The 20,037-nt window shown below is 71.9% G+C and carries 16 protein-coding genes; 7 read left to right on the top strand and 9 right to left on the bottom strand.

Annotation, left to right across the window (positions count from 1 at the left end):
- The first annotated feature begins 141 nt into the window (after positions 1-141).
- Genes ACWCSU_RS38205 through ACWCSU_RS38195 form a run of 3 tightly spaced genes read left to right on the top strand, consistent with a single transcriptional unit; the run spans position 142 to position 1,730 of the window.
- A complete protein-coding gene (locus ACWCSU_RS38205) occupies positions 142-888 on the top strand; it encodes an SDR family NAD(P)-dependent oxidoreductase (RefSeq protein ID WP_364087208.1) in 747 nt (248 codons plus the stop codon).
- A 34-nt stretch (positions 889-922) separates the two neighbouring features.
- Positions 923-1,270: an ArsR/SmtB family transcription factor gene (locus ACWCSU_RS38200; protein ID WP_364087210.1), complete on the top strand. Its 348-nt coding sequence runs from the start codon at positions 923-925 to the stop codon at positions 1,268-1,270.
- The gene (locus ACWCSU_RS38195) at positions 1,263-1,730 is read left to right on the top strand and encodes an SRPBCC domain-containing protein (RefSeq protein ID WP_449941713.1); all 468 of its coding nucleotides are present in this window, start codon (positions 1,263-1,265) and stop codon (positions 1,728-1,730) included. Before ACWCSU_RS38200 ends, ACWCSU_RS38195 begins: the two co-directional genes overlap by 8 nt.
- Before the next feature lie 11 nt (positions 1,731-1,741).
- Here the strand turns inward: ACWCSU_RS38195 and ACWCSU_RS38190 are convergent, their stop codons facing one another.
- Positions 1,742-3,043 (bottom strand): hypothetical protein, encoded by a 1,302-nt coding sequence (locus tag ACWCSU_RS38190; protein ID WP_449941712.1) that lies wholly within the window; start codon positions 3,041-3,043, stop codon positions 1,742-1,744.
- A 98-nt stretch (positions 3,044-3,141) separates the two neighbouring features.
- Positions 3,142-3,912 (bottom strand): lytic polysaccharide monooxygenase, encoded by a 771-nt coding sequence (locus ACWCSU_RS38185; RefSeq protein WP_449941710.1) that lies wholly within the window; start codon positions 3,910-3,912, stop codon positions 3,142-3,144.
- 349 nt (positions 3,913-4,261) lie between these two features.
- On the opposite strand from ACWCSU_RS38185, the gene ACWCSU_RS38180 reads away from it, so the two are divergent.
- Together ACWCSU_RS38180 and ACWCSU_RS38175 are read left to right on the top strand one after the other, a co-directional pair.
- On the top strand, positions 4,262-5,266 hold the full coding sequence (locus ACWCSU_RS38180) for a TerC/Alx family metal homeostasis membrane protein (RefSeq protein ID WP_364087220.1): 1,005 nt from the start codon (positions 4,262-4,264) through the stop codon (positions 5,264-5,266).
- Positions 5,267-5,366: 100 nt separating this feature from the next.
- On the top strand, positions 5,367-6,083 hold the full coding sequence (locus ACWCSU_RS38175) for a GNAT family N-acetyltransferase (RefSeq protein ID WP_449941707.1): 717 nt from the start codon (positions 5,367-5,369) through the stop codon (positions 6,081-6,083).
- A gap of 587 nt (positions 6,084-6,670) precedes the next feature.
- Here the strand turns inward: ACWCSU_RS38175 and ACWCSU_RS38170 are convergent.
- Genes ACWCSU_RS38170 through ACWCSU_RS38160 form a run of 3 tightly spaced genes read right to left on the bottom strand, consistent with a single transcriptional unit; the run spans position 6,671 to position 9,829 of the window.
- Complete coding sequence (locus ACWCSU_RS38170) at positions 6,671-7,555, bottom strand: carbohydrate ABC transporter permease (protein ID WP_364087226.1); 885 nt, start codon at positions 7,553-7,555, stop codon at positions 6,671-6,673.
- A 1-nt stretch (position 7,556) separates the two neighbouring features.
- Positions 7,557-8,480 carry a carbohydrate ABC transporter permease gene (locus ACWCSU_RS38165; RefSeq protein ID WP_364087228.1) on the bottom strand — a complete coding sequence of 308 codons (924 nt, stop codon included), beginning with the start codon at positions 8,478-8,480 and terminating at the stop codon, positions 7,557-7,559.
- A complete protein-coding gene (locus ACWCSU_RS38160; RefSeq protein ID WP_357693582.1) occupies positions 8,477-9,829 on the bottom strand; it encodes an extracellular solute-binding protein in 1,353 nt (450 codons plus the stop codon). Before ACWCSU_RS38160 ends, ACWCSU_RS38165 begins: the two co-directional genes overlap by 4 nt.
- A 355-nt stretch (positions 9,830-10,184) precedes the next feature.
- Between ACWCSU_RS38160 and ACWCSU_RS38155 the strand changes: the two genes are divergently transcribed.
- Positions 10,185-12,596 carry a glycoside hydrolase family 3 N-terminal domain-containing protein gene (locus ACWCSU_RS38155; protein WP_449941706.1) on the top strand — a complete coding sequence of 804 codons (2,412 nt, stop codon included), beginning with the start codon at positions 10,185-10,187 and terminating at the stop codon, positions 12,594-12,596.
- Positions 12,583-13,638, top strand: a complete 1,056-nt coding sequence (locus tag ACWCSU_RS38150; protein WP_449941704.1) for a LacI family DNA-binding transcriptional regulator — start codon at positions 12,583-12,585, stop codon at positions 13,636-13,638. Before ACWCSU_RS38155 ends, ACWCSU_RS38150 begins: the two co-directional genes overlap by 14 nt.
- Here the strand turns inward: ACWCSU_RS38150 and ACWCSU_RS38145 are convergent.
- From ACWCSU_RS38145 to ACWCSU_RS38130, 4 genes are all read right to left on the bottom strand, one after another.
- On the bottom strand, positions 13,625-15,181 hold the full coding sequence (locus tag ACWCSU_RS38145) for an outer membrane protein assembly factor BamB family protein (RefSeq protein ID WP_449941703.1): 1,557 nt from the start codon (positions 15,179-15,181) through the stop codon (positions 13,625-13,627). The two genes, ACWCSU_RS38150 and ACWCSU_RS38145, sit on opposite strands and share 14 nt — an antisense overlap.
- Positions 15,178-16,767 carry a carboxylesterase/lipase family protein gene (locus ACWCSU_RS38140; RefSeq protein ID WP_449941701.1) on the bottom strand — a complete coding sequence of 530 codons (1,590 nt, stop codon included), beginning with the start codon at positions 16,765-16,767 and terminating at the stop codon, positions 15,178-15,180. Before ACWCSU_RS38140 ends, ACWCSU_RS38145 begins: the two co-directional genes overlap by 4 nt.
- A gap of 128 nt (positions 16,768-16,895) precedes the next feature.
- On the bottom strand, positions 16,896-18,251 hold the full coding sequence (locus ACWCSU_RS38135) for a xylan 1,4-beta-xylosidase (protein WP_449941700.1): 1,356 nt from the start codon (positions 18,249-18,251) through the stop codon (positions 16,896-16,898).
- A gap of 194 nt (positions 18,252-18,445) precedes the next feature.
- Positions 18,446-20,014 (bottom strand): carbohydrate binding domain-containing protein, encoded by a 1,569-nt coding sequence (locus ACWCSU_RS38130; RefSeq protein WP_449941699.1) that lies wholly within the window; start codon positions 20,012-20,014, stop codon positions 18,446-18,448.
- Between the last annotated feature and the right edge of the window lie 23 nt (positions 20,015-20,037).

Raw genomic sequence — 20,037 nt, 5'->3', positions numbered from 1 at the left:
TGACGCCCGTCCCGCAAGAGGTAACACCGCTCCGGGGTCCTGACAAGATCGGGTAGAGCCTCCAGAAGTGTCCAGTTCTTGACACCGCCCCGTAATCAACCTATAGGTTGATAAACCAAAAGGTTGAACAAGGAGGTGGAGATGCTTCTTCAGGACAAGGTCGCGGTGATCTACGGCGGAGGCGGCTCGATCGGCGGCGCGGTGGCCCGCGCCTTCGCCCGTGAGGGCGCCCGCGTCTTCCTGGCCGGCCGCACCCGGGCCCCGCTCGACAAGGTCGCCGACGACGTCCGCGCGGCCGGCGGCACGGCGGAGACGGCCCTCGTGGACGCGCTGGACGAGCAGGCCGTGGACGCGTTCACCGGCTCGGTGGCCGCCCGCGAGGGCCGCATCGACGTCTCGTTCAACGCCGTCTCCGTCCAGGACGTGCAGCGTCCGCTGGCCGAGATCTCCGTCGAGGACTTCCTGCGGCCGATCCAGGTCGCCGCGCGCACCCAGTTCCTCACCATCAGGGCGGCCGTGCGGCACATGACCGGGTCGGGCGTCGTCCTGCTGTTCGGCGGCGGCGGACCGCAGACGCAGCCGGGGCTGGGCGGGTTCAAGGTGTCGCTGGACACCATGGAAGGCATCCGCCGCCAGTGGGCGTGCGAGGCCGGGCGGCAGGGCGTGCGCGTGGTCACCCTGATCACCGGCGGCGTGCCGGAGAGCATCCCCGCCTCGTACCCGGGCAAGGACGCGCTGGAGGCGGAGCTGCGCGAGCCCACCCTCCTCGGACGGCTCGCCACCCTCGCCGACGTGGGCGACGTGGCGGCGTTCGTCGCCTCCGACCGGGCCAGGACCATGACGTCGGCGACCGTGAACGTCTCCTGCGGCGCGATCGTGGACCATTAGGGTCAGCGCCGCCCTGGAAGGAACGTACGCACCGATGCCCGACGACCAGCTCAGCCTCACCTTCGCCGCCCTGGCCGACCCCACCCGGCGGGCCATCCTCGCCCGGCTGGCCGACGGCGAGGCGACGGTCAACGAGCTGGCCGAGCCCTTCGACATGAGCCTGCAGGCCGTGTCCAAGCACCTGAAGGTGCTGGAACGCGCCGGGCTGATCAGCCGCGGACGCGACGCGCAGTGGCGGCCGTGCCGCCTGGAGACGGCGCCGCTGGAGGGCGCCTCCGCGTGGATCGACCGCTACCGCGACCGCTGGACCGGCAGCTTCGACCGGCTCGACCAGGAGATCAGGAACCTCCGGCGCAGCCAGGAAGGACGTGACCATGGGTGAGACCGAATTCGTCATCGAACCCGGCCGCCAGGACATCATCATGATCCGGGCCTTCGACGCCCCCAGGGACGTCGTGTTCCGGGCCGTCACCGACCCGGCGCTGATCCCGCGCTGGTGGGGCCCCCACTGGCTGGACACCCGGGTGGAGGCCATGGAGGTCGCGCCGGGCGGCCGGTGGCGATTCGTCAACATCGACGCCCGTGGCAGGGAGTACGCCTTCAGCGGCGTCTACCACGCCGTCGTGCCGCCGGAGCGGTACGTGCGCACGTGGGAGTTCGAGGGCACGCCGGGCGAGGTGGCCCTGGAGACCGTCCGGCTGGAGGAGACCGGCGGCGGCACCCGGTACGTGGCCCGGTCGGTGCACCCGTCCGTCGAGGCCCGGGACGCGATCGTGCGCGCCGACGGCCCCAAGGGCGGCGCCCACTCCATGAACCGCCTGGCCGAACTCCTCGCCCGCTGACCGCGGGCCTCCTACTTCGGGCAGGCTAGGCGGCAGCCGCCGAAGCGGGTCGTGTCCGGTTCCGGGAACCGGGTCTCCGGGACCCCGCGCAGCGCCTCGGTCATCGAGGCCCGCCAGATCGGGCCGGGGATCGTGGTGCCGTCCACGACGTCGTGCCGGCGTCCGCCGATGGGGACGTCGGTCAGCGCGGGCGTCGGCGGCACGCCGGTGAAGCCGAGGCTGACGGCGGCGGCCAGGTCGGGGGTGTAACCGGCGTACCAGGTCGACTTGTAGTCGGTGATCCTGCTCGCCAGGCCCGCCGCGTCCCGGCCGAGGCCGTCGGTGCGCAGCAGGCCGGTCACCGCGTCGGCGACGGCGGCCTCCAGCGCCTGCTCACAACGGGGGCCGAGGGCGTGCAGCACCTTGCCGGAGTCGTCGCGGACCTCCTTGACCGCCCGCGGCGCGCAGCGCAGGCCGTGGGCGGCCAGCGTGGCGTAGGTGGCGGCGACGGTGACGGTGTCCGTCTCGTTACCGCCGAGGGTGAACGCCTCGTACTCCAGCAGAGGCATCCCGTCGAAGCGGGAGAGGCCGAGCCGCTGGGCGGCGCGCACGGTCGCGCAGAGGCCGATCCGCTCCTCCAGCCGCATGAAGAAGGTGTTCTGGGCGGCGCGGGCGCCCGAGCGCAGGGTGGTGAACGCGCCGCCGCTCCCGCCGACGCGGTCGGTGAAGGTGAAGGCGGGATCGCCCATGTTCTGGCCCTTGCAGTTGGTGAAGGACTCTTGGCCGGCGGCCTGGTAGGAGAGGGATCGGGGGAAGCCGTCGTCGTAGCGGAAGCCGCCGGACAGCGCCGCGGCCAGCGTGTACGCCATCGCCGTCGAGCCCTGCGACAACCCGTGCGCCCCGTCGCCCTTGCTGGCGGCCAGCGCCCTGATCTCGCCGCTGCCCGGCGCCACCATGGCCTCGACGGCGACGGGGGTGTCACCGGGCCGGACGCGGGCCTCGACGGCCCGCTGCGCCGCCTGCTGAGCCCGCGGGTCGAGGGTCGTCGCGACCACCAGGCCGCCCCGGGTGAGCAGGCGCGGGTCGAGCGCGGTCAGCTCGGCGCGCACCCGATGGCAGAAGGCCGGGAACCGGCCGGTCGCGCAGTCGGCGTCCAGCTTCCCGACGACCTGACCGCCGCCGTCGACGATCACGCTCTCGCGCACGACCGAGGGCGCCACCGCCAGCCGCTGCCTGCCCTGCCCCTCGTCGGCCGTGGCCGACAGCAGCAGGACGCCGCCCCAGACGGCCGCCGCCACCACGACGACGGTGAGGACGAGGAGAAGTCGTTTCATCGGTGCCTTCCAGAAGAGATCGGTGCCTTCCAGAAGAGAAGGTGCGGTCGGCCCGATTCTGGCCGACCGCACCCCTTTCGTGCACCGGAGTCAGACGATCACACCCGCTGCCACAGGGCGGGCACGTTCGGCGGCTCCCAGCCGGGCAGCGCCGTGTGCGGCTGCACGCAGCGGTAGGTGACGTTGTTGTAGACCACCTGGTCACCCGACTTGTACGCGGTCCCCGCGGTCCAGTTGCCGGCCGGACCCTGGGTCGGGGTCACCGTGGGCGTGGGGGTCGGGGTCGGGGTGGGCGTGGCAGTGGGCGTCGGAGTGGGCGTCGGAGTGGGCGTCGGGGTGGGCGTCGGCGTGGGGCCGCCGGGGCCGACCTGGAGGTCGACGCAGTTGTAGAAGGCGTTCTCGGTGTCGGCGATGTTCCAGATGGCCAGCAGCTTGATGCGCCCGGTACGGCCGCCCAGGCTGACCGAGTGCGTCACCGTCGCGCCCGGTTCCCTGCCGTGGTCGTTGAACAGGGCGATCCGGGTGCCGCCGACGTAGTACTCCCACGTGCTGGTCGCGTGCCGGGCCTCGATGAGCCACTTGAAGTTGACCGTGTCACCCACGGTCGCGGCGGGCCAGGCCTTGCTGTCGTCGTCCAGTGGCGCCCACCGGGCGTCGCCGCCGCTGCAGTTGCGCAGGCCCTTGGGGCCCTCGACGCTCTGCGGCTCCCAGATGATCTGGCCGCAGTTCTTGACCTTGCCGGCCGCGCAGTTGGCCTGACGGCTCGGTGGGTCGGAGATGTAACCGTGCGCCGAGGCCGGCGGGGAGAGCGCGACGACGGTGGCGACGGAGACCGCCGCCATGGCTAAGAAGGTCCATACTCTGCGCATGTCACCGTTCCTTCATGCTGGGGGATGCTCCCAAATATAAAGGAAAGTTTCCTAACGGTAAATGGCACAGTCAGCGCTTTTCCGACCCCGAGTCAGGGTGGCGGCCGGTGACCGTCCCGTCTCCCTCCGGGCAGGGGCCACCCGGCCCCGCGTGGGCCCGCGCGGATCGCGGGAGCCAACAGGTGGTGACATGTCGTGACATCGCCTAGGCTGAGGTGGCCGAGGGGAGTACTTCGCAAGCGCCGGCCCGGTCAGTACGGACGTCCCTGACGTCCCCGGGCGGCCGCCCGCGCGATCGGCGCACGGGCGAAGGAGACCTCGAACGATGACGCGCGTTCGAGGAGGACCCATGCCCACGGGCATATCCCAGGCTGCCCCCGCCCTGACCACCATCGCCACGCCCACCCTGTGGCTGGTCGCGATCGCCGGGCTCGTGCTGCTGCTGGGCCTGGATCTGCTGCTGACCAGGCGCCCGCACGAGGTCCGCATGCGCGAGGCGGCCGGTTGGTCGGTCTTCTACCTGATCCTGCCGGTGATCTTCGGGTTCTACCTGTGGGCGGCCCACGGCGGCGGCGTCGCCGTGGAGTTCTTCACCGGCTTCGTGGTGGAGAAGTCGTTGTCGGTGGACAACCTGTTCGTGTTCATGTTGCTGCTGGCGGCCTTCGCGGTCCCGCCCGCGCTGGCCCGGCAGGTCCTGTTGTACGGCATCGTCGGCGCGCTCGTCCTGCGCGGGATCTTCATCTGGCTCGGCGCCGCCGCGCTGCAGAGCGGCACGTGGGCGTTCCTGCTGTTCGGCGCGATCCTCATCGTCACCGCCGGCAAGATCCTCAAGGACGTGCTCGGCGGCCACGAGCAGCAGGTGGACATCTCCTCCATGCGCAGCGTCCGGCTGGTGCGCCGCTTCGTGCCGGTCACCGACGACTACCGCGGCTCCCGGCTGGCCGTGCGCGAGGGCGGCCGGCTGGCCCTGACGCCGCTGGCCCTGGCCGCGATCGCCGTCCTCGGCACGGACATCGTCTTCGCCGTGGACTCGGTGCCGGCCGTGTACGGCGTGACCGAGGACCCGTTCCTGGTCTTCGCCACCAACGCGTTCGCGCTGATGGGCCTGCGGGCGCTGTACTTCGTGCTCCAGGGCGTCCTGGCCAAGCTGCGCCACCTCAACCACGGGCTGAGCGTCATCCTGGCCTTCATCGGGGTCAAGCTCATCCTGCACTGGGCGCACGGCGTCTGGGACTGGATGCCGCAGATCCCGACGCTCGCCTCGCTCGGCGTGATCGTCGTCGTCCTGACCACGGTGACCCTGACCAGCCTGTACGCCAACCGCCGCGACCGCGAGAGGGAGGCCGCGAGCTAGTTCACCGCTCCGACGCCCGGGTGCCCCCGACGGGAGAGCCGGCCGTCATGTCGGCATGACGACATGGTCGCGAGACGCTTTCAGGGAAGGACTCGCGCCCATGACGATCTCTCTTGACACGAGCCGGTACACGGTCGGGATGGCCACGAGCCCCGCCGACCTCCGGGCCGCCCAGCGGCTGCGGTACGAGGTCTTCGCCGAGGAGATGGGGGCGCGGCTCGACAGCCCGGTCTCCGGCCTCGACGTGGACAGGTTCGACGCCTACTGCGACCACCTCCTGGTACGGGAGGGGCGGCGGGTGGTGGGCACGTACCGGCTGCTGCCGCCGGGACGGGCCGACCGGCTCTACTCCGACACCGAGTTCGACCTGCGCGCCCTCGCTCCCATCAGGAAAAACCTGGTCGAAGCCGGACGTACCACCGTTCATCCGGATCACCGGGACGGCGCGGTGGTCGCGCTGATGTGGGCGGGGATCGCCCGGTACATGGTGAGCGGCGGCCACCAGTGGCTGGCCGGCTGCTGCTCGGTGCCGCTCGACGACGGCGGCGCGCTGGCGGCCGGCGTGGCCGCGCGGGTGCCGCTCGGTCCCGAGGAGTACCGGGTCACACCGCTCGTGCCCTGGCCGGGCGACGGCGCGCCGCGCTCGGACCGGTTCGTGGCGCCCGCCCTGCTCCGCGGCTACCTGCGGCTGGGCGCGTGGGTGTGCGGGCCGCCCGCGCACGACCGGGACTTCGGCACGGCCGACTTCTTCGTGCTGCTGTCGATGGCCCAGGTGAACACCCGCCACCTGCGCCACTTCCTGGGCGGGACGCCGTGACCGGCCCGTGGCTGCGTACGGGCCCGTGCACGCCGGACATGTGCGTGCGGGCCGCGGTCCTGGGCGCGGGGATGGCGCGCCGGGCGCTGCGGCTGCTCGCCGCGGTCCTGGTGGTGCTGGCCGGGGTTCCGGTCGCGCTGACGGCCCGCCACGTGCGCGCCGACGTACGGGCGCGCGCCACCGGGACGTGGGCCCGGCTCATGCTGCGCGCCCTCGGCGTCCGCCTGGAACTCGTCGCCGAGGAACCACGGGACCCGGCCGGGGGTTCGGAGGCAGGTGGGGAGGCCGGGGCGCTGGTGGTGGCCAATCATGTGTCGTGCCTGTCCGCCCTGCCCTCGGCGGTCGCCGCGGTCGCCGGGGCGCTGCGGGCGGGCGACACCGTCGTGGCCTTCCCCGAGGGCACCACGTGGTGCGGGCAGGGGATGGGCGACTTCCGTCCGGCGGTCGACGCCGGCGCCGTCGTACGGCCCGCGACCCTGCGCTACCGCGAGGGCGACCGGCCGGGCGCGCGCCGTCCTGGCCAGGGACGCCGAGGCGCTGGTGCGCGCGGCGATGGACGGTCCTCCCGCGCGGGGGAGGACCGTCGCTCACTTGCCGAAGCCCGCGGTCAGCCCGCTGAGCAGCTGACGGCGGCCCACCACGTAAAGGATCAGGATGGGCAGCGTGGTCAGGACGACCGAGGCGAGCACGGCGGGCACGTTCACGCTGTACTGGCCCTGGAACGTCCACAATGCCAGCGGCAGCGTGCGCTTGTCCGGGCTCTGGGTCAGGATCAGCGGCAGCAGGAAGCCGTTCCAGATCGTCAGCGCGTTGTAGATCGTCACCGTGACCACGGCCGGGCGGGTCAGCGGGAACGTCAGCCGCCAGAGCAGGCCCCAGTCGGTGGCGCCGTCCAGCCGCATCGACTCGAACAGCTCCTTGGGCACGTCCCTGATGAAGTTGGACAGCACCAGCACCGACAGCGGGATCGCGAACGCGATGGAGGGCAGGATCATGCCCAGCAGCGAGTCGTACAGGTGCAGCCGGATGATGATCAGGTAGATCGGGATGATCGTGGCCTGGAGCGGGATCGCCAGCCCCATGAGGAACAGCGAGTTCACCCCGCGCAGGAACCGCCCGCCGCCCCGCACGATCGCGTACGCCGCCATGAACGACACCCCGACGGCCGGGACCACCGCGCCGAGGGTGACGACGAGGCTGTTGAGGAAGTACAGCGGGAAGTCCGACTCCAGCACCACCTTGTACGCCCCGAGCGTCGGCTCCGACGGCGGCGCCAGCGGGTTGGAGGCGTAGTAGGAGCGCTGCTCCTTGAAGCTGGTGATGACGATCCAGTAGATCGGCACCACCACGATCGCCAGCCAGATCCACCCGGCCACCCCGGCCACCCAGTTGCGCCGGGCCGCGGCCGGCCCGCCCGCCCGCGGGGACGCGCCGGCGGCCCGCCGTGCCGGCTCGGTCAGCGTCGTCGCCATGTCAGGCCCCTTCCAGCTGGCTCGCCGAGGCGTCGCGGCCGCCCAGACGGCGCAGCAGCAGCGCCAGCGCCAGGCCCACGAGGACGAGGATGACCGCGATCGCGCTGGCCGGGCCCATCAGGTTGGCCTGGAACCCCCGCTTGTACATGTCGAGGGCCAGCACCCGCGTGGCGTCGCCGGGCCCGCCCACGGTCAGCACGAAGATCAGGTCGAAGAAGGTCAGCGACCCGACCACCATCAGCGTCGAGGACGTGATGATCGTGTACTTGAGCTGCGGCAGCGTGATGCTGAAGAACGTGCGGACCCGGCCCGCGCCGTCGAGCTGGGCGGCCTCGTACATCGAGCGCGGGATCTGCCGCACGCCGCCCTGGTAGATCAGCGAGTGGAACGGGATGAACTGCCACGACACCACGAAGATCACCACGCTGAAGGCGAGGACGGGCTCGCCCAGCCAGTCCTGGGCCAGCAGGTCGAGGCCGAGCCCGGCGCCGAGCCCGAAGTTCGGGTCGAGCAGCGACTTGTAGGCGATGGCGATGGCGGCCGAGCTGAGCAGCAGCGGGATGAAGTAGAACACCGACAACAAGGCCCGGTAGCGCTGCTGACCGGCCAGGAACACCCCGAGCAGGATGCTGGCCGGCGTCTGCAGCGCCCAGGACGCGGCCATCACCAGGAACGTCACCCACAGGGCGTGCGGCAGCCCGGGGTCGGAGAGCACGGCCTGCCAGCTGGACAGGCCGGCGAAGCCGATGTCGCCGAGCCCGTCCCAGGAGGTGAAGCTGAGGACGAGGACGCCGATCAGCGGGATCACGCCGAAGGCGACGAAGAACAGCAACGCCGGGACGGCCAGCCAGGCCAGGGAGCCGCGGCCCCCTCGCCCGGCGGCCGCCGGCGTCCCCCGCCCGGCGGGGATCGGGATCACGCTCACTTGCCGATGACCGCGTTCATGTTCGTCTGGAACTGCTGCGGCGAGATGGACAGCTGGAAGAGCTTGGCGATGTTGTCCAGCAGCACCTCGGCCGCGGTCGGGCTGAGCGCCTGGTCCCACGACTGGGCGAAGGTCTGGGCGTTGCTGGCGATGCCGTAGACGAACTTCAGGAAGTCGGCGTCGGGGGAGGAGGCGAAGGCCGCGTCGGCGCCCTTGACGATCGGGACGGCGCCGGTGTCCGCCCACTCCTTGACCTCGGTCTGGTCGAGCACGCCGCTGGTGAAGAACTTCTTGGCGAGCTCCTTCTGCTCGGGGGTGGCCTTGGCGGAGATCGACAGGTACTGGCCGGGGTTGCCGACGGTGTTGCTCGGGTCGCCCTTGCCGCCGTCCACGGGCGGGAAGTTCATGTAGCCGAGGTGGCCGCCGGGGACGAAGTCGCCGCCGTCGTTCTTCATGCCGCCGTACGTCCAGCCGCCGTGCAGCATCATGGCGGCCTTGCCGGTGTAGAGCAGCGCCTGGTCGGCGTTGGAGTCGGCGGTGATGGAGGAGAAGCCCTTGATGAAGCCGTTCGCCTTGATCAGGTCCTGCATCTTGGTCAGGGCGTCGAGGGCGGCGGGGTTGGACCAGGCGTCCTTCTGGCCCTCGAACACCGCCTGGAACACCTCGGGGCCGCCGATCCGGTCGAACAGGAACTCCAGCCACATCATGTTCGTCCAGCGCGACTGGCCGCCGAGCGAGAACGGCGCGATGCCCTTGGCGTTGATCTTGGGCACGATGTCCATGATCTCGCCCCAGGTCGTCGGCGGCTGCACGCCGACCTTCTCCAGGACCTCCTTGTTGTAGTACAGGACGATCGGCTGCACGGTCTCGCACGGCATGGCGTAGATCTTGCCGTCGACCGTGGCCGCGCCGAAGGAGGAGGGGAACAGCCGGTCCTTGACGGCGGCGTTCTCCGCGAACCACGACGTCAGGTCCTCGACCTGGCCGGCCTGCACGTAGCTGCGCAGCGTGCCGCCGCCCCAGCCCCAGATCAGCGTGGGGGCCTGGCCGGCGCCGATGGCGGTCTTGATCTTGGTCTTGTAGGCGTCGTTCTGGAACGGCGTGCCCTCGATCGGGGTGCCGGGGTTCGCCTTGTTGAAGCGCTCGATCGCCCGGCGGCGCACGCCTTCCTGCGGCTCGACCGACAGGTACCAGTAGGTGGCCTTGGCGCCGCCGCCGCCACCTCCGGTCGGGCTGCCGCCACCCGCGCGGGTGGGGCCGGACGTGCCGCAGGCGGCGAGCGCGGCTCCCAGGGGCAGCCCCATGGAGAGGCTGAGGAAGGTGCGGCGAGAGGTTGACCTGGTCTCCACGCTGATCTCCGTACTCGAATGCCGTGGCCTGGCCGCGGCTCGGTTGTCCTTGGGACGCGTTGGCCCCGCGGTCGGATCGGCAACCCCCCAATGCCGCTCGTCCACTCGCCCTTGAGTGAACTCGTCGAAACATTTGCGACATGACCGCGCGGCACGTCAATCTAGATTTCGACCATTACCGTGTCAAGACCCTTACCGGGGAAACCGGCTCTGGGCGGGCGCCGGGCCCGTGTAGTACTGTCGCGCGGGCAACTAGCTGGCCATTCCATCAGCTTTGCGGCATTGTGCAGGTGGCGGGCATGGCCTCGAAACATTTCGAAAATTTGCGGCAGGAACTCTTGAAGGAGTGCAGTTCATGACGGCTCTAGATCGGACCCCGGCGGATCGGGTCCTCGGTCCGTGGCTGGACCCGGCGCTTCCCGTGGCCGAGCGGGTCGAGGCCCTCCTTCAGGAGCTGACGCTGGAGGAGAAGGTCGCCCAGCTCGGCAGCCGGTGGGTGGGCAACGACATGGCGCACGGGGAGGAGCCCCCCGTCCCCGACCCGGACGCCACCGGCACCCACAACGTGGCCCCGATGCAGGACGTTTTCGCCGCCTCGGGCACCGTCCCCTTGGGAGAGGCCGCGCGGCACGGGCTCGGCCACCTGACCCGCGTGTTCGGCAGCGTCCCGGTGACGGTGGCCGAGGGCGCCGCCGAGGTGGTGCGCCTGCAACGCGAGGTCGTCGGCCTGTCCAGGCTCGGCATCCCGGCCGTCGTGCACGAGGAATGCCTGACCGGTTTCACCACCTACGGCGCCACCGTCTACCCGGCGGCCATCGCGTGGGCCGCCACCTTCGACCCGGACCTGGTCGAGCGCATGGCCGCGGCCATCGGGCGGGACATGCGCGCCGTGGGCGTGCACCAGGGCCTGTCCCCGGTGCTCGACGTGGTGCGCGACTACCGGTGGGGCCGGGTCGAGGAGACGATGGGCGAGGACCCGTACCTCGTCTCGATGCTCGGCGCGGCGTACGTGCGCGGCCTGGAGAAGGCCGGCGTGATCGCCACGCTCAAGCACTTCGCCGGGTACTCGGCCTCACGGGCCGCCCGCAACCACGGCCCGGTGCCGATGGGCCGCCGCGAGCTGATGGACATGATCCTGCCGCCGTTCGAGGCGGCCGTCACCCTGGGCGGCGCCCGTTCGGTGATGAACTCCTACTCCGACGTGGACGGCGTGCCCGCCGCCGTCGACTCCTGGCTGCTGACCGAGCTGCTGCGCGAGGAGTGGGGCTTCACCGGCACCGTCGTGTCCGACTACTGGGCGGTCCCGTTCCTGGCGACCATGCACCAGGTGGCCGCCGACCCCGGCGACGCGGGGGCGCAGGCGCTCGCCGCGGGCGTGGACGTCGAGCTGCCCGACACCCTCGGCTTCGGGGCCGGCCTGGTCGAGCGGGTGCGCCGGGGCGAGCTTCCCGAGTCGCTGGTCGACCGCGCAGCGCGCCGGCTGCTCACCCAGAAGGTGCAGCTCGGCCTGCTCGACCCCGGCTGGACGCCGGAGGGCTCGGTCGCCGGCGTGGAGAACGCCGAGCTGGACTCGGCCGCCAACCGCGCCCTGGCCCGCGAGCTGGCCGAACGCTCGATCGTGCTGCTCGACGCCGGGACCGCGCTGCCGCTGCGGGCCGGCCTCGGCCGGGTCGCCGTCGTCGGCCCGTGCGCCGACGACCCGCGCACGTTCATGGGCTGCTACGCCTTCCCCAACCACGTGCTGCCCCGCCACCCCGGGCTCGGGCTCGGCGTCGAGGCCCCGACCGTGCTCGACGCGCTGCGCGCCGAGCTGCCCGGCGCCGAGATCACCTACGAGCCGGGGTGCGCGGTGCAGGGCGGCGACCGGTCCGGCTTCGCCGCGGCGACCGCCGCCGCCCGCGAGGCCGACCTGTGCGTGGCCGTCGTGGGCGACCTGGCCGGCCTGTTCGGCCAGGGCACGTCGGGCGAGGGCTGCGACGCCGAGGACCTGCGGCTGCCCGGCCTCCAGGCCGACCTGCTGGCCGAGCTGTTCGCGACCGGCACGCCGGTCGTCGTGGTGGTCGTCTCCGGCCGTCCGTACGCGCTGGGCGAGGTGCACGCCGGAGCCGCCGGGCTGGTCCAGGCGTTCATGCCCGGGGAGGAGGGCGGCGGGGCGATCGCCGGTATACTGACCGGTCGTGTCCAGCCTGGAGGCAAGCTTCCCGTGCAGATACCCCGCCATCCTGGCGGGCAGCCGGGCACCTACCTGCAGCCCCCGCTCGGAGCCGACAGCAAGGGCATCAGCAACCTCGATCCCACCCCGCTGTTCCCCTTCGGGCACGGCCGCTCCTACACCTCCTTCGAGGTGGGCGACCTGCGCCTCAGCGCCGACGAGGTGCCGGCCGACGGCGAGTTCACCGTCTCGGTCACCGTCGCCAACACCGGCGACCGGGCCGGCGACGAGGTCGTGCAGCTCTACCTGCACGACGTCCTCGCCCAGGTCACCAGGCCGGTGAAGCAGCTCACCGGCTTCGCCAGGGTCCGCCTCGAACCGGGCGCGAGCAGCCGGGTCTCCTTCCTCGTGCACACCGACAGGACCGCCTTCACCGGGCGTGACCTGCGGCGCGTCGTGGAGCCTGGAGACGTCGAGGTGCTCGTCGGCACGTCCGCCGCCGACCTGCCGTGCCGCGGCGTGGTCCGGCTGACCGGGCCGGCGCGGCCGGTCGGCGCCGGCAGGCGGCTGGTCACCCCCGTGGAGATCCGAGGAGGAACAGATGCCGGCTCCTAGGCGCGCCACGCTGGCCACCGTCGCGGCCTCGGCCGGCGTGTCCGTCGCCACCGTCTCCAAGGTGCTCAACGGCCGCAGCGACGTGGCCCCGGCGACCCGTTCGCTGGTGGAGTCGCTGCTCCAGCAGCACGACTACGTGCCCGCCACGCCGCGCCGCGCCGAGGCGGGCGGCCCCGCCACGGTCGAGGTGCAGTTCGACGACGACCTCAACGCCTACTCCACCGAGATCATCCACGGCGCGATCGAGGCCGGCGACGAGCTGGAGACGTCGGTCGTCGTCAGCATCAGGAAGAGCCACCAGCGCGCCGGCGGCTGGGCGCGCGACCTGGTCGCCGCCGGGCGGCGGGCGCTCATCGTGGTGACCAGCGAGCTGACCGGCGCGCAGCTCGGGGCGCTGTCGCGGGCCCGGCTGCCGCTGGTCGTGATCGACCCGCTCAACCTGCCGACCACCAGCGTGACCAGCGTCGGCTCGACGAACTTCGCCGGCGGCCTGACCGCGACCCAGCACCTGCTCTCCCTCGGCCACCGCCGCATCGCCTACATCGGCGGCCCGCCGACCTCGGCCTGCAACCAGGCCCGCCTGCACGGCTACCGCGCGGCGCTGGAGGCGGCCGGCGCGCCCGAGCCGCCCGGCTACGTCCGCACCGCCCACTTCCACTACCAGGACGGCCTGGTCAACGGCGCGAGCGTGCTCGACCTGCCGCGGCCCCCGACCGCGATCTTCGCCGGCTGCGACGAGATCGCGCTCGGGGTCATGGAGGCCGCCAGGTCGCGCGGCCTGCGCATCCCGGAGGACCTGAGCATCGTCGGCTTCGACGACACCCAGATCGCGCGGATGGCCTCGCCGCAGCTGACCACCGTGCGCCAGCCGCTGCGCGAGATGGGCCGGGCGGCCCTGCGCACCGCGCTGCGGCTGGCGGCCGGCGAGCGGATCGACTCCCACCACGTGGAGCTGGCGACCGAGCTGGTGGTACGCGGCTCGACCGCCCCGGCGGGCCCTGCGGAAGGCTGCCCTACGGAAGGCTGCCCTACGGAAGGCTGAAGGCCAGGAACACCGACCCGTACGGGTTCGGGTACGGCGTGAAGGAGTACCCGGACTGGACGTACAGCATGCCGTGCGACACCACGGCCCCGCCGCCGCCCGAGACGGCCCCGCCGCGCCCGGTCAGCCCGTTGACGCCCTGCACCTCCTGCATGGTGTCGTAGGTCCACACCACCTCGCCGGTGCGCGCCGAGTAGGCCCGCATCTTGCCGTCCATGCTGCCCTCCCACACCAGGCCGGGCGTGCTGGAGACGGCCGGGGTGTGGCCGAGCTGGCAGACCTGCGGGTACTGGGCCGCGCCGCCGGTGGCGCAGCCGTCGGCCGGGTTGGGCGTCTCCCACAGCAGATGCCCGGTCGCCGGGTCGAGGGCGAACAGGATGCCGGGCCGGGCCATGTACGTGGCCACGTACAGGCGTTCCCCGTCGAAGGAGGTGCCCCACTGGACGCCGGACAGGCCGCCGCCGGGCATCGGCTTCGACAGCTGCCGCTGCCAGACGACCTTCCCGGTACGGGCGTCGAGCACGTGGTACACGCCCGCCTTCTGCCCGATCCCGACCAGGGTGCGCCCGCCGGTCCTGAACACGTTGGGCGCGGCCCCGAGGTCGAAGTCGAGCGCGGTGCCGTCGGGGAAGTTGGGGCAGTACTCGCGGTCCTCGGGGGTGGGCAGCGAGCACTCCAGCCGCCAGGTGTCCACGTCGGTCATCCGCCGGGTCCAGCGCGGCCGGCCGGTGTCGATGTCCAGCGCCAGCACCGAGTCGTAGTGGCCGGCGCTGCCGGTGTAGTTCTGGCCGGTGCCGACGTACAGGGTGCGGGTGAGCGGGTCGAGGGCGGGGGAGCCCCACACGCCGCCGCCCGAGGGGGCGTACCGGGGGACGCCGTTGGGCCAGGTGCCGTCCTGGCGCGCCTTCGGCACGGTGTTGAAGCGCCAGATCGGGCGGCCGGTGTCGGCGTCCATGGCGTCGAGGTGGCCGCGGAAGGTGCAGCAGGCGTGCTCCTTGCCGATGATGTTCTCGCCGCTGGAGACGCCGACGTAGACCCGGTCGCCGAAGACCAGGGGCGAGCTGGTCACGATCGCCGTGACGGTGTCGTCGAGCCTGCGGGCCCAGGCCAGGCGGCCGGTGCGCTGGTCGACGGCGTAGAACCAGCCGCGCACGTCGCCGAAGTACACCTTGCCCCTGGCCACGGCCGGGCCGTCCTGGACCTGGGTGCGGCCGGTGCCGACGGTCGTCAGGTCGAACTCCCAGCGGGCGGCGCCGGTGGCGGCGTCCCTGGCGTACAGCTTGCCTTCGGGGGAGCCGAAGTACACGGTGTCGCCCACGACGGCGGGCTGGCTGCGCGGCGTGCCGGCCTCCTTGGGGTAGGCGAAGGCCCACTTCAGCGCGAGGCCGCCGACCGTGCGCGGGTTGATCGCCCGCTCGGCCGCGTTGTGCCGCCAGCCCAGCGGGCTCTGCTGCCACATGGGCCAGTCGCCCCCGGCCGCCGCCTGCGCGGGGGCGGGCCCCTGCAACAGCGCGAGGCAGAGCGCGGTCAACAGCCGGATCATGACGTCGCCTCCTTGTTCCAGAACGCGCACTGGTGCTGCCTGGCGATCTCCCGCGTCAGCTGGCTGTCACCGGCCGGGGCCAGGGACATGACGGCGGGGTCGGCGCGGGTGTAACGGGGCCAGAGCGGGGTCCCCTCCGCGGTCGGGTCGCCGGTGCGGGCGAAGCCCGTCCACTGGGCGACGAGCTGGGCGCCGAAGGAGCGCTGGTTGGCGTCCAGGTCCTTGACGTCGGAGTACAGGAAGGGCATCTCGCTGACGTGGAAGGCGCCGTTCGGCTTGGTCTGGTCGAGGAAGAACAGCGGGGGCGCGTCGGTGTTGTCCACCTGGAAGGCGTACACCGGGAGGTGCGCTGCCAGCCGTTCGTCGTTGAGCAGCGCCGGGCAGACCGAGTTGCTGTCGGCCACGATCGTCCGGTACGCGATGAACGCCGCGGGCGCGGGGAACCTGGCCAGCGGGTAGCGGGCGAGAACCTCGGGGGCGAGGGCGCCGTACTGCCGGCGGACCAGGGTCTCGTACTCGGCCGGGGTGTCGGCGGACGGGAGCTGGACCTCGTCGCGGCCCACACCGTGCATGAGCGAGACCCTGTTCACCCTGCCCTTGGCGAACGCCCGCGACGGCGACATGGTCAGGATGCGGCCGTCCACGATGGGCGCGATCGTCCCGCGGTCCGGGCCGAGCCCGTCGGAGGACTGGTCGAGCAGCGCCTTGACCGGCTGGGCCCGCAGGCACGCGCCGGGGTCGGCGGCCTGCTCGCAGCCGAGCGCGGTGGCGAACCTGGCGCCCTGGGCCTGCGCCTCGGCCTGCGTGGGCAGCTCGGCCTTGCAGTCCTGCGGCTGCCAGAAGGTGTTCGCGCCGAGCAGCGAGTTGTACTCACCGCTCTGCACGATCCCCTTCTCGAACAGGCCCTTGGCGGTCGGCGACGCCGTGTGCGCGCAGACGCTGGACCCGCCGGCGCTGGCCCCGAAGATCGTCACGTTGGCGGGGTCGCCGCCGAAGCGGGCGATGTTGCGCCGGACCCAGCGCAGCGCCTCCTGCTGGTCGGACAGGGCGTAGTTGCCGGCGTTCGGGCCGAACGCCCGGTGTGACAGGAATCCGAAAATGCCCAGCCGGTAGCCCACGCCGACGTGCACCACGTTCCCGGCCCTGGCCAGGTAGGAGCCGTCGGACGGGGAGCCGTACCGGAAGCCGCCGCCGTGGAACTCCACCATGACGGGCAGCTTCCGCGCCCCGGCGGGGGTGGCGACGTTGAGCTTGAGGCAGTCCTCATCCTCGGAGGGGGAGCCGAGCAGCTCCGCCTGCGGGCACGGGCTGCCCCGCCCGGTGCCGGAGAGCACGCCGGGCCACGGTGTGGGCCGGCGCGCGGGCGTCCAGCGCAGGTCGCCGACGGGCGGCGCGGCGTACGGGATGCCGAGCCAGGAGCGCAGGCCCTCGCCCGCGATCCCGCACACCTGGCCCGAGTCGGTGGTGACGGTCGTGTCGGGCGCGCAGGCGGGCGCGCCGAGCGGGGCCGCCGTCGAGGGCGGGGTGGTCAGGCCGAGCGTCGCGATCACGACGAGCGCGCTCAGCCCTGGTCGGAGCTTCAACATGCGCAAGTTCCCTCAGCAGATTTACTCGGAATCTTGCGCATCGTGTCAAGGCGAGTCAGCCGGATCAATGGCGGCCGTCATACCGGACCGCCATCACGCCCGTATGATCACCGCACGGGGCAGAACAGCTAGCGGTCGCTCCACTTGATCTCGTACGGCTTGAGCGTCAGCTCCTTGCCGTCCACCGTCGTGGTGACCTGCTTGTCGACCGTGTTGACCGCGAGCAGCCGCTGCGGCTGGGCCAGCACCCGCACCCGCGGGTCGGAGGAGGTGACCGGGTCGATCTGCGCGCCCGCCGGGAACCACCGGGTGAAGTCGCCCACCAGCTTGCCCGTCGGCATCAGCGCGCCCGTGCGCGGCTCCCACATGCAGGCCCTGCACTCGCCGTCCTTGGCCTGCGGGTTCCAGTACAGGGCCGTGCTGGCGCCGCTCTTGGCGAACTCCATCATCGAGGCGGCCTGCACGGCCAGCCGCATGGGCTCGTCCCAGACGGTGCCGTCCTCGGGCACGAAGTACCACTCCGACCACCACACCGGCAGGTCGCCGGTCTTCTCGCGCAGCCACTTGGTGATCGCGCTGAACTTGGCCAGGGCGCCGAACGCGTCCGGCAGCAGTTCGTGGGTCTCGGTGGGGGAGGCGCCGTCCACGACGACGAAGTCGGCGCCCTTCTTGTTCTTGAACCAGTACTCGAAGGCGTCGAGGGCGTGCTGGTTGACCGCCCCCCACGGGCCGCGCAGCTCGGTGTCGCCCTTGCTGTCGCTGTCGAAGCCCAGGTACGGGCCGCCGACCTTGGCGTCGGGACGGACCGCCTTCACCGCGTCGTACACCTTGTTGTACAGCTGGGTGTAGCCCTTGTAGTCCGCAGGCTTCTTGTGGTCACGCCAGAAGCCCTTGAACTCGTTCCAGACCATGAAGTACTTCACGTCCCGGTACCGCTCGGCCACGGTCGCCGCCAGCTTGGCGAACTCGTCGAAGTACTCCGGGTACGGCGCGTCCTCCAGGTGCTCCTGCCAGGCCGACTCCTCGGTCGGGCCTTCGGGGCCGCCCTTCATCCAGTCGGGGGCGCAGCACAGCGTGATGATCCCGGTGCCGCCGGACTCCCGCATGAAGTTCGTCCGGCTGTCGAGGTCCTCCCAGAAGTAGTCGCCCCGGCGCGGCTCGGGGTTGAGCGCGCCGAAGCCCATGATGTGCTGGTTCTGCAGCATCGGCGTCTCGGACAGCGCGCGGGCGACGTCCTGTTCCAGGCGCGGGGTGATGTTGTTGGCGCTGACGCCGGTGTGGGTCAGCCCCCAGCGCGGCCAGTCGGCTTCCACGGGCGGCGGCTTCTGGGCCTTCGCGGTGGCGGCGGGCGGGGACGCCTGCGGCGGCTGTGCGCCGGTGGTCTCCTGGCCGGTGGTGGCGCCGAGGGAGCATCCGGCGGCCAGCACGGCCAGGGCGGCGAACCCCATCACGCAGGCGGTCAACCGGCCGGAACGCCGCGACACCGTCCCCCCGCTAACTCTTGACACCTGAATCCCCACCTGGTCCTCGGCGCTTTTTGCCTAGAGGCTTCCATGCACCCGCAAACGCGGCAAACCAGTGGGACGGATTCACAGCCAAGCGTTACCTGGCGTTACCTTGCGGACGCGGCGGCGCTCCCGGCGCCCCTGGCGCGCCGGGAGGCCGCCGCGTCCTGTCCCTAGCGACCCTGCAGACCTCTGACGTTGTCCCCGAACGTCCAGCCCTTCGAGCCGTCCCAGTTGATCGACCAGGTCATCAGGCCCTTGAGCTGGCCGTTGAAGGCGTTCCAGCCCTGCGACACCAGCGAGGGCGCCATGTACCCGCCGCCGGCTCCCGGCTGCGCGGGCAGGCCGGGAACCTGCTTGTCGTAGGGGACGGTGATCGTCGTGCCCTGGATGGTCAGGCCGTTGTTCAGGCAGGTGGTCTGCACGGTGAAGCCCTGCACGGTGCCGGCGGAGTAGGAGTCGCCGGAGCAGCCGTACATGCTGCCGTTGTAGTACTGCATGTTCAGCCACCACAGGCGGCCGTTGTCGGCGTACTTCTTGATGATCGGCAGGTACGCGCCCCAGATGGACCCGTACGTCACGCTGCCGCCCGTCACGTACGCCGTCTCCGGCGCCATGGTCAGGCCGAACCCGGCCGGCATCTGGGCGAGCACGCCGTCGATGATCCGGATGAGGTTCGACTGCGAGGCCGAGAGCTGGGTGATGCTCCCGCCGCCGGTCAGGCCGGTCTCGATGTCGATGTCGATACCGTCGAAGTTGTACTTCTTCAGGATCGGCACGACGGTCGCCACGAAGCGGTCGGCGACGGCGCTGGAGCCGAGGTCGATGCCGGCCGCCGCGCCGCCGATGGACATGAGGATCGTCGCGCCCGCGGCCTTGGCCTGGCACATCTCGGCCGGGGTGGCGACCTTGACGGTGGCGTCCATGCCGTCCTCCCACAGCACGGTGCCGTCGGAGCGGATGACGGGGAACGCGGCGTTGATCACGTTGTAGCCGTGCTGCTTGATGCGCGGGTCGGTGATCGGGATCCAGCCGAGCGGCGGGTGCACGCCGTTGATGGCGCCGTCCCAGTTCTCCCAGTAGCCCTGGATCACCTTGCCGGCCGGGCGCGGCTTGGTCGGGCAGGTGGTGTCGGTGGGCGTCACGGTGGGGGTCACGGTCGGGGTGACCGTGGGCGTCACGGTGGGCGTGACGGTCGGGGTCACCGTCGGCGTCACGGTCGGGGTGACTGTGGGGGTGACCGTGGGGGTGGCGGTGCCGCCGGGGCCGTCGAAGTTGACGTCGTCGGCGTAGTAGGTGCCCTGCCCGTACCAGCCGTGCAGGAAGATGACGGCGGTGCTCTGGTTCGCCGTCGTCGTGAACGACACGCTGAGCTGCGTGTACGCCGTCGCCGACGAGGTCCACGAGGAGGAGCCGCCGGTGACGCCGAGGTAGACGTAGCTGCCGCGCACCCAGGCGCTCAGCGTGTACGTCGTGCTCGGCCGCACCGACACCGACTGGGTGCACTGCGCGGTGTCGGACCCGCTGGCCGCCGCGGCCAGCGCCTTGGTGCCGGAGTGGACCGGGGTGGAGACCACGGACCCCAGCCCGCCGGTGCACGACCACGGCGACAGGGACCCGGTCTCGAAGTCCGGGTTGGTGAGGAGGTTGGCCGCCTGGGCGGAGGTCTGGACGACGAGGACGCCCAGTGCCGCCAGGACGGAGGCCAGCAGCACGACGAGGAGACGGCGCGTTCGCTTCATGGTGGACAACCCTTTCGTCGCCC

The sequence above is a fragment of the Nonomuraea sp. NPDC001699 genome, assembly GCF_053596455.1.
The sequence above is the reverse complement of the archived record's forward strand: the minus strand, read 5'-3'. Positions and strand labels throughout refer to the sequence as shown.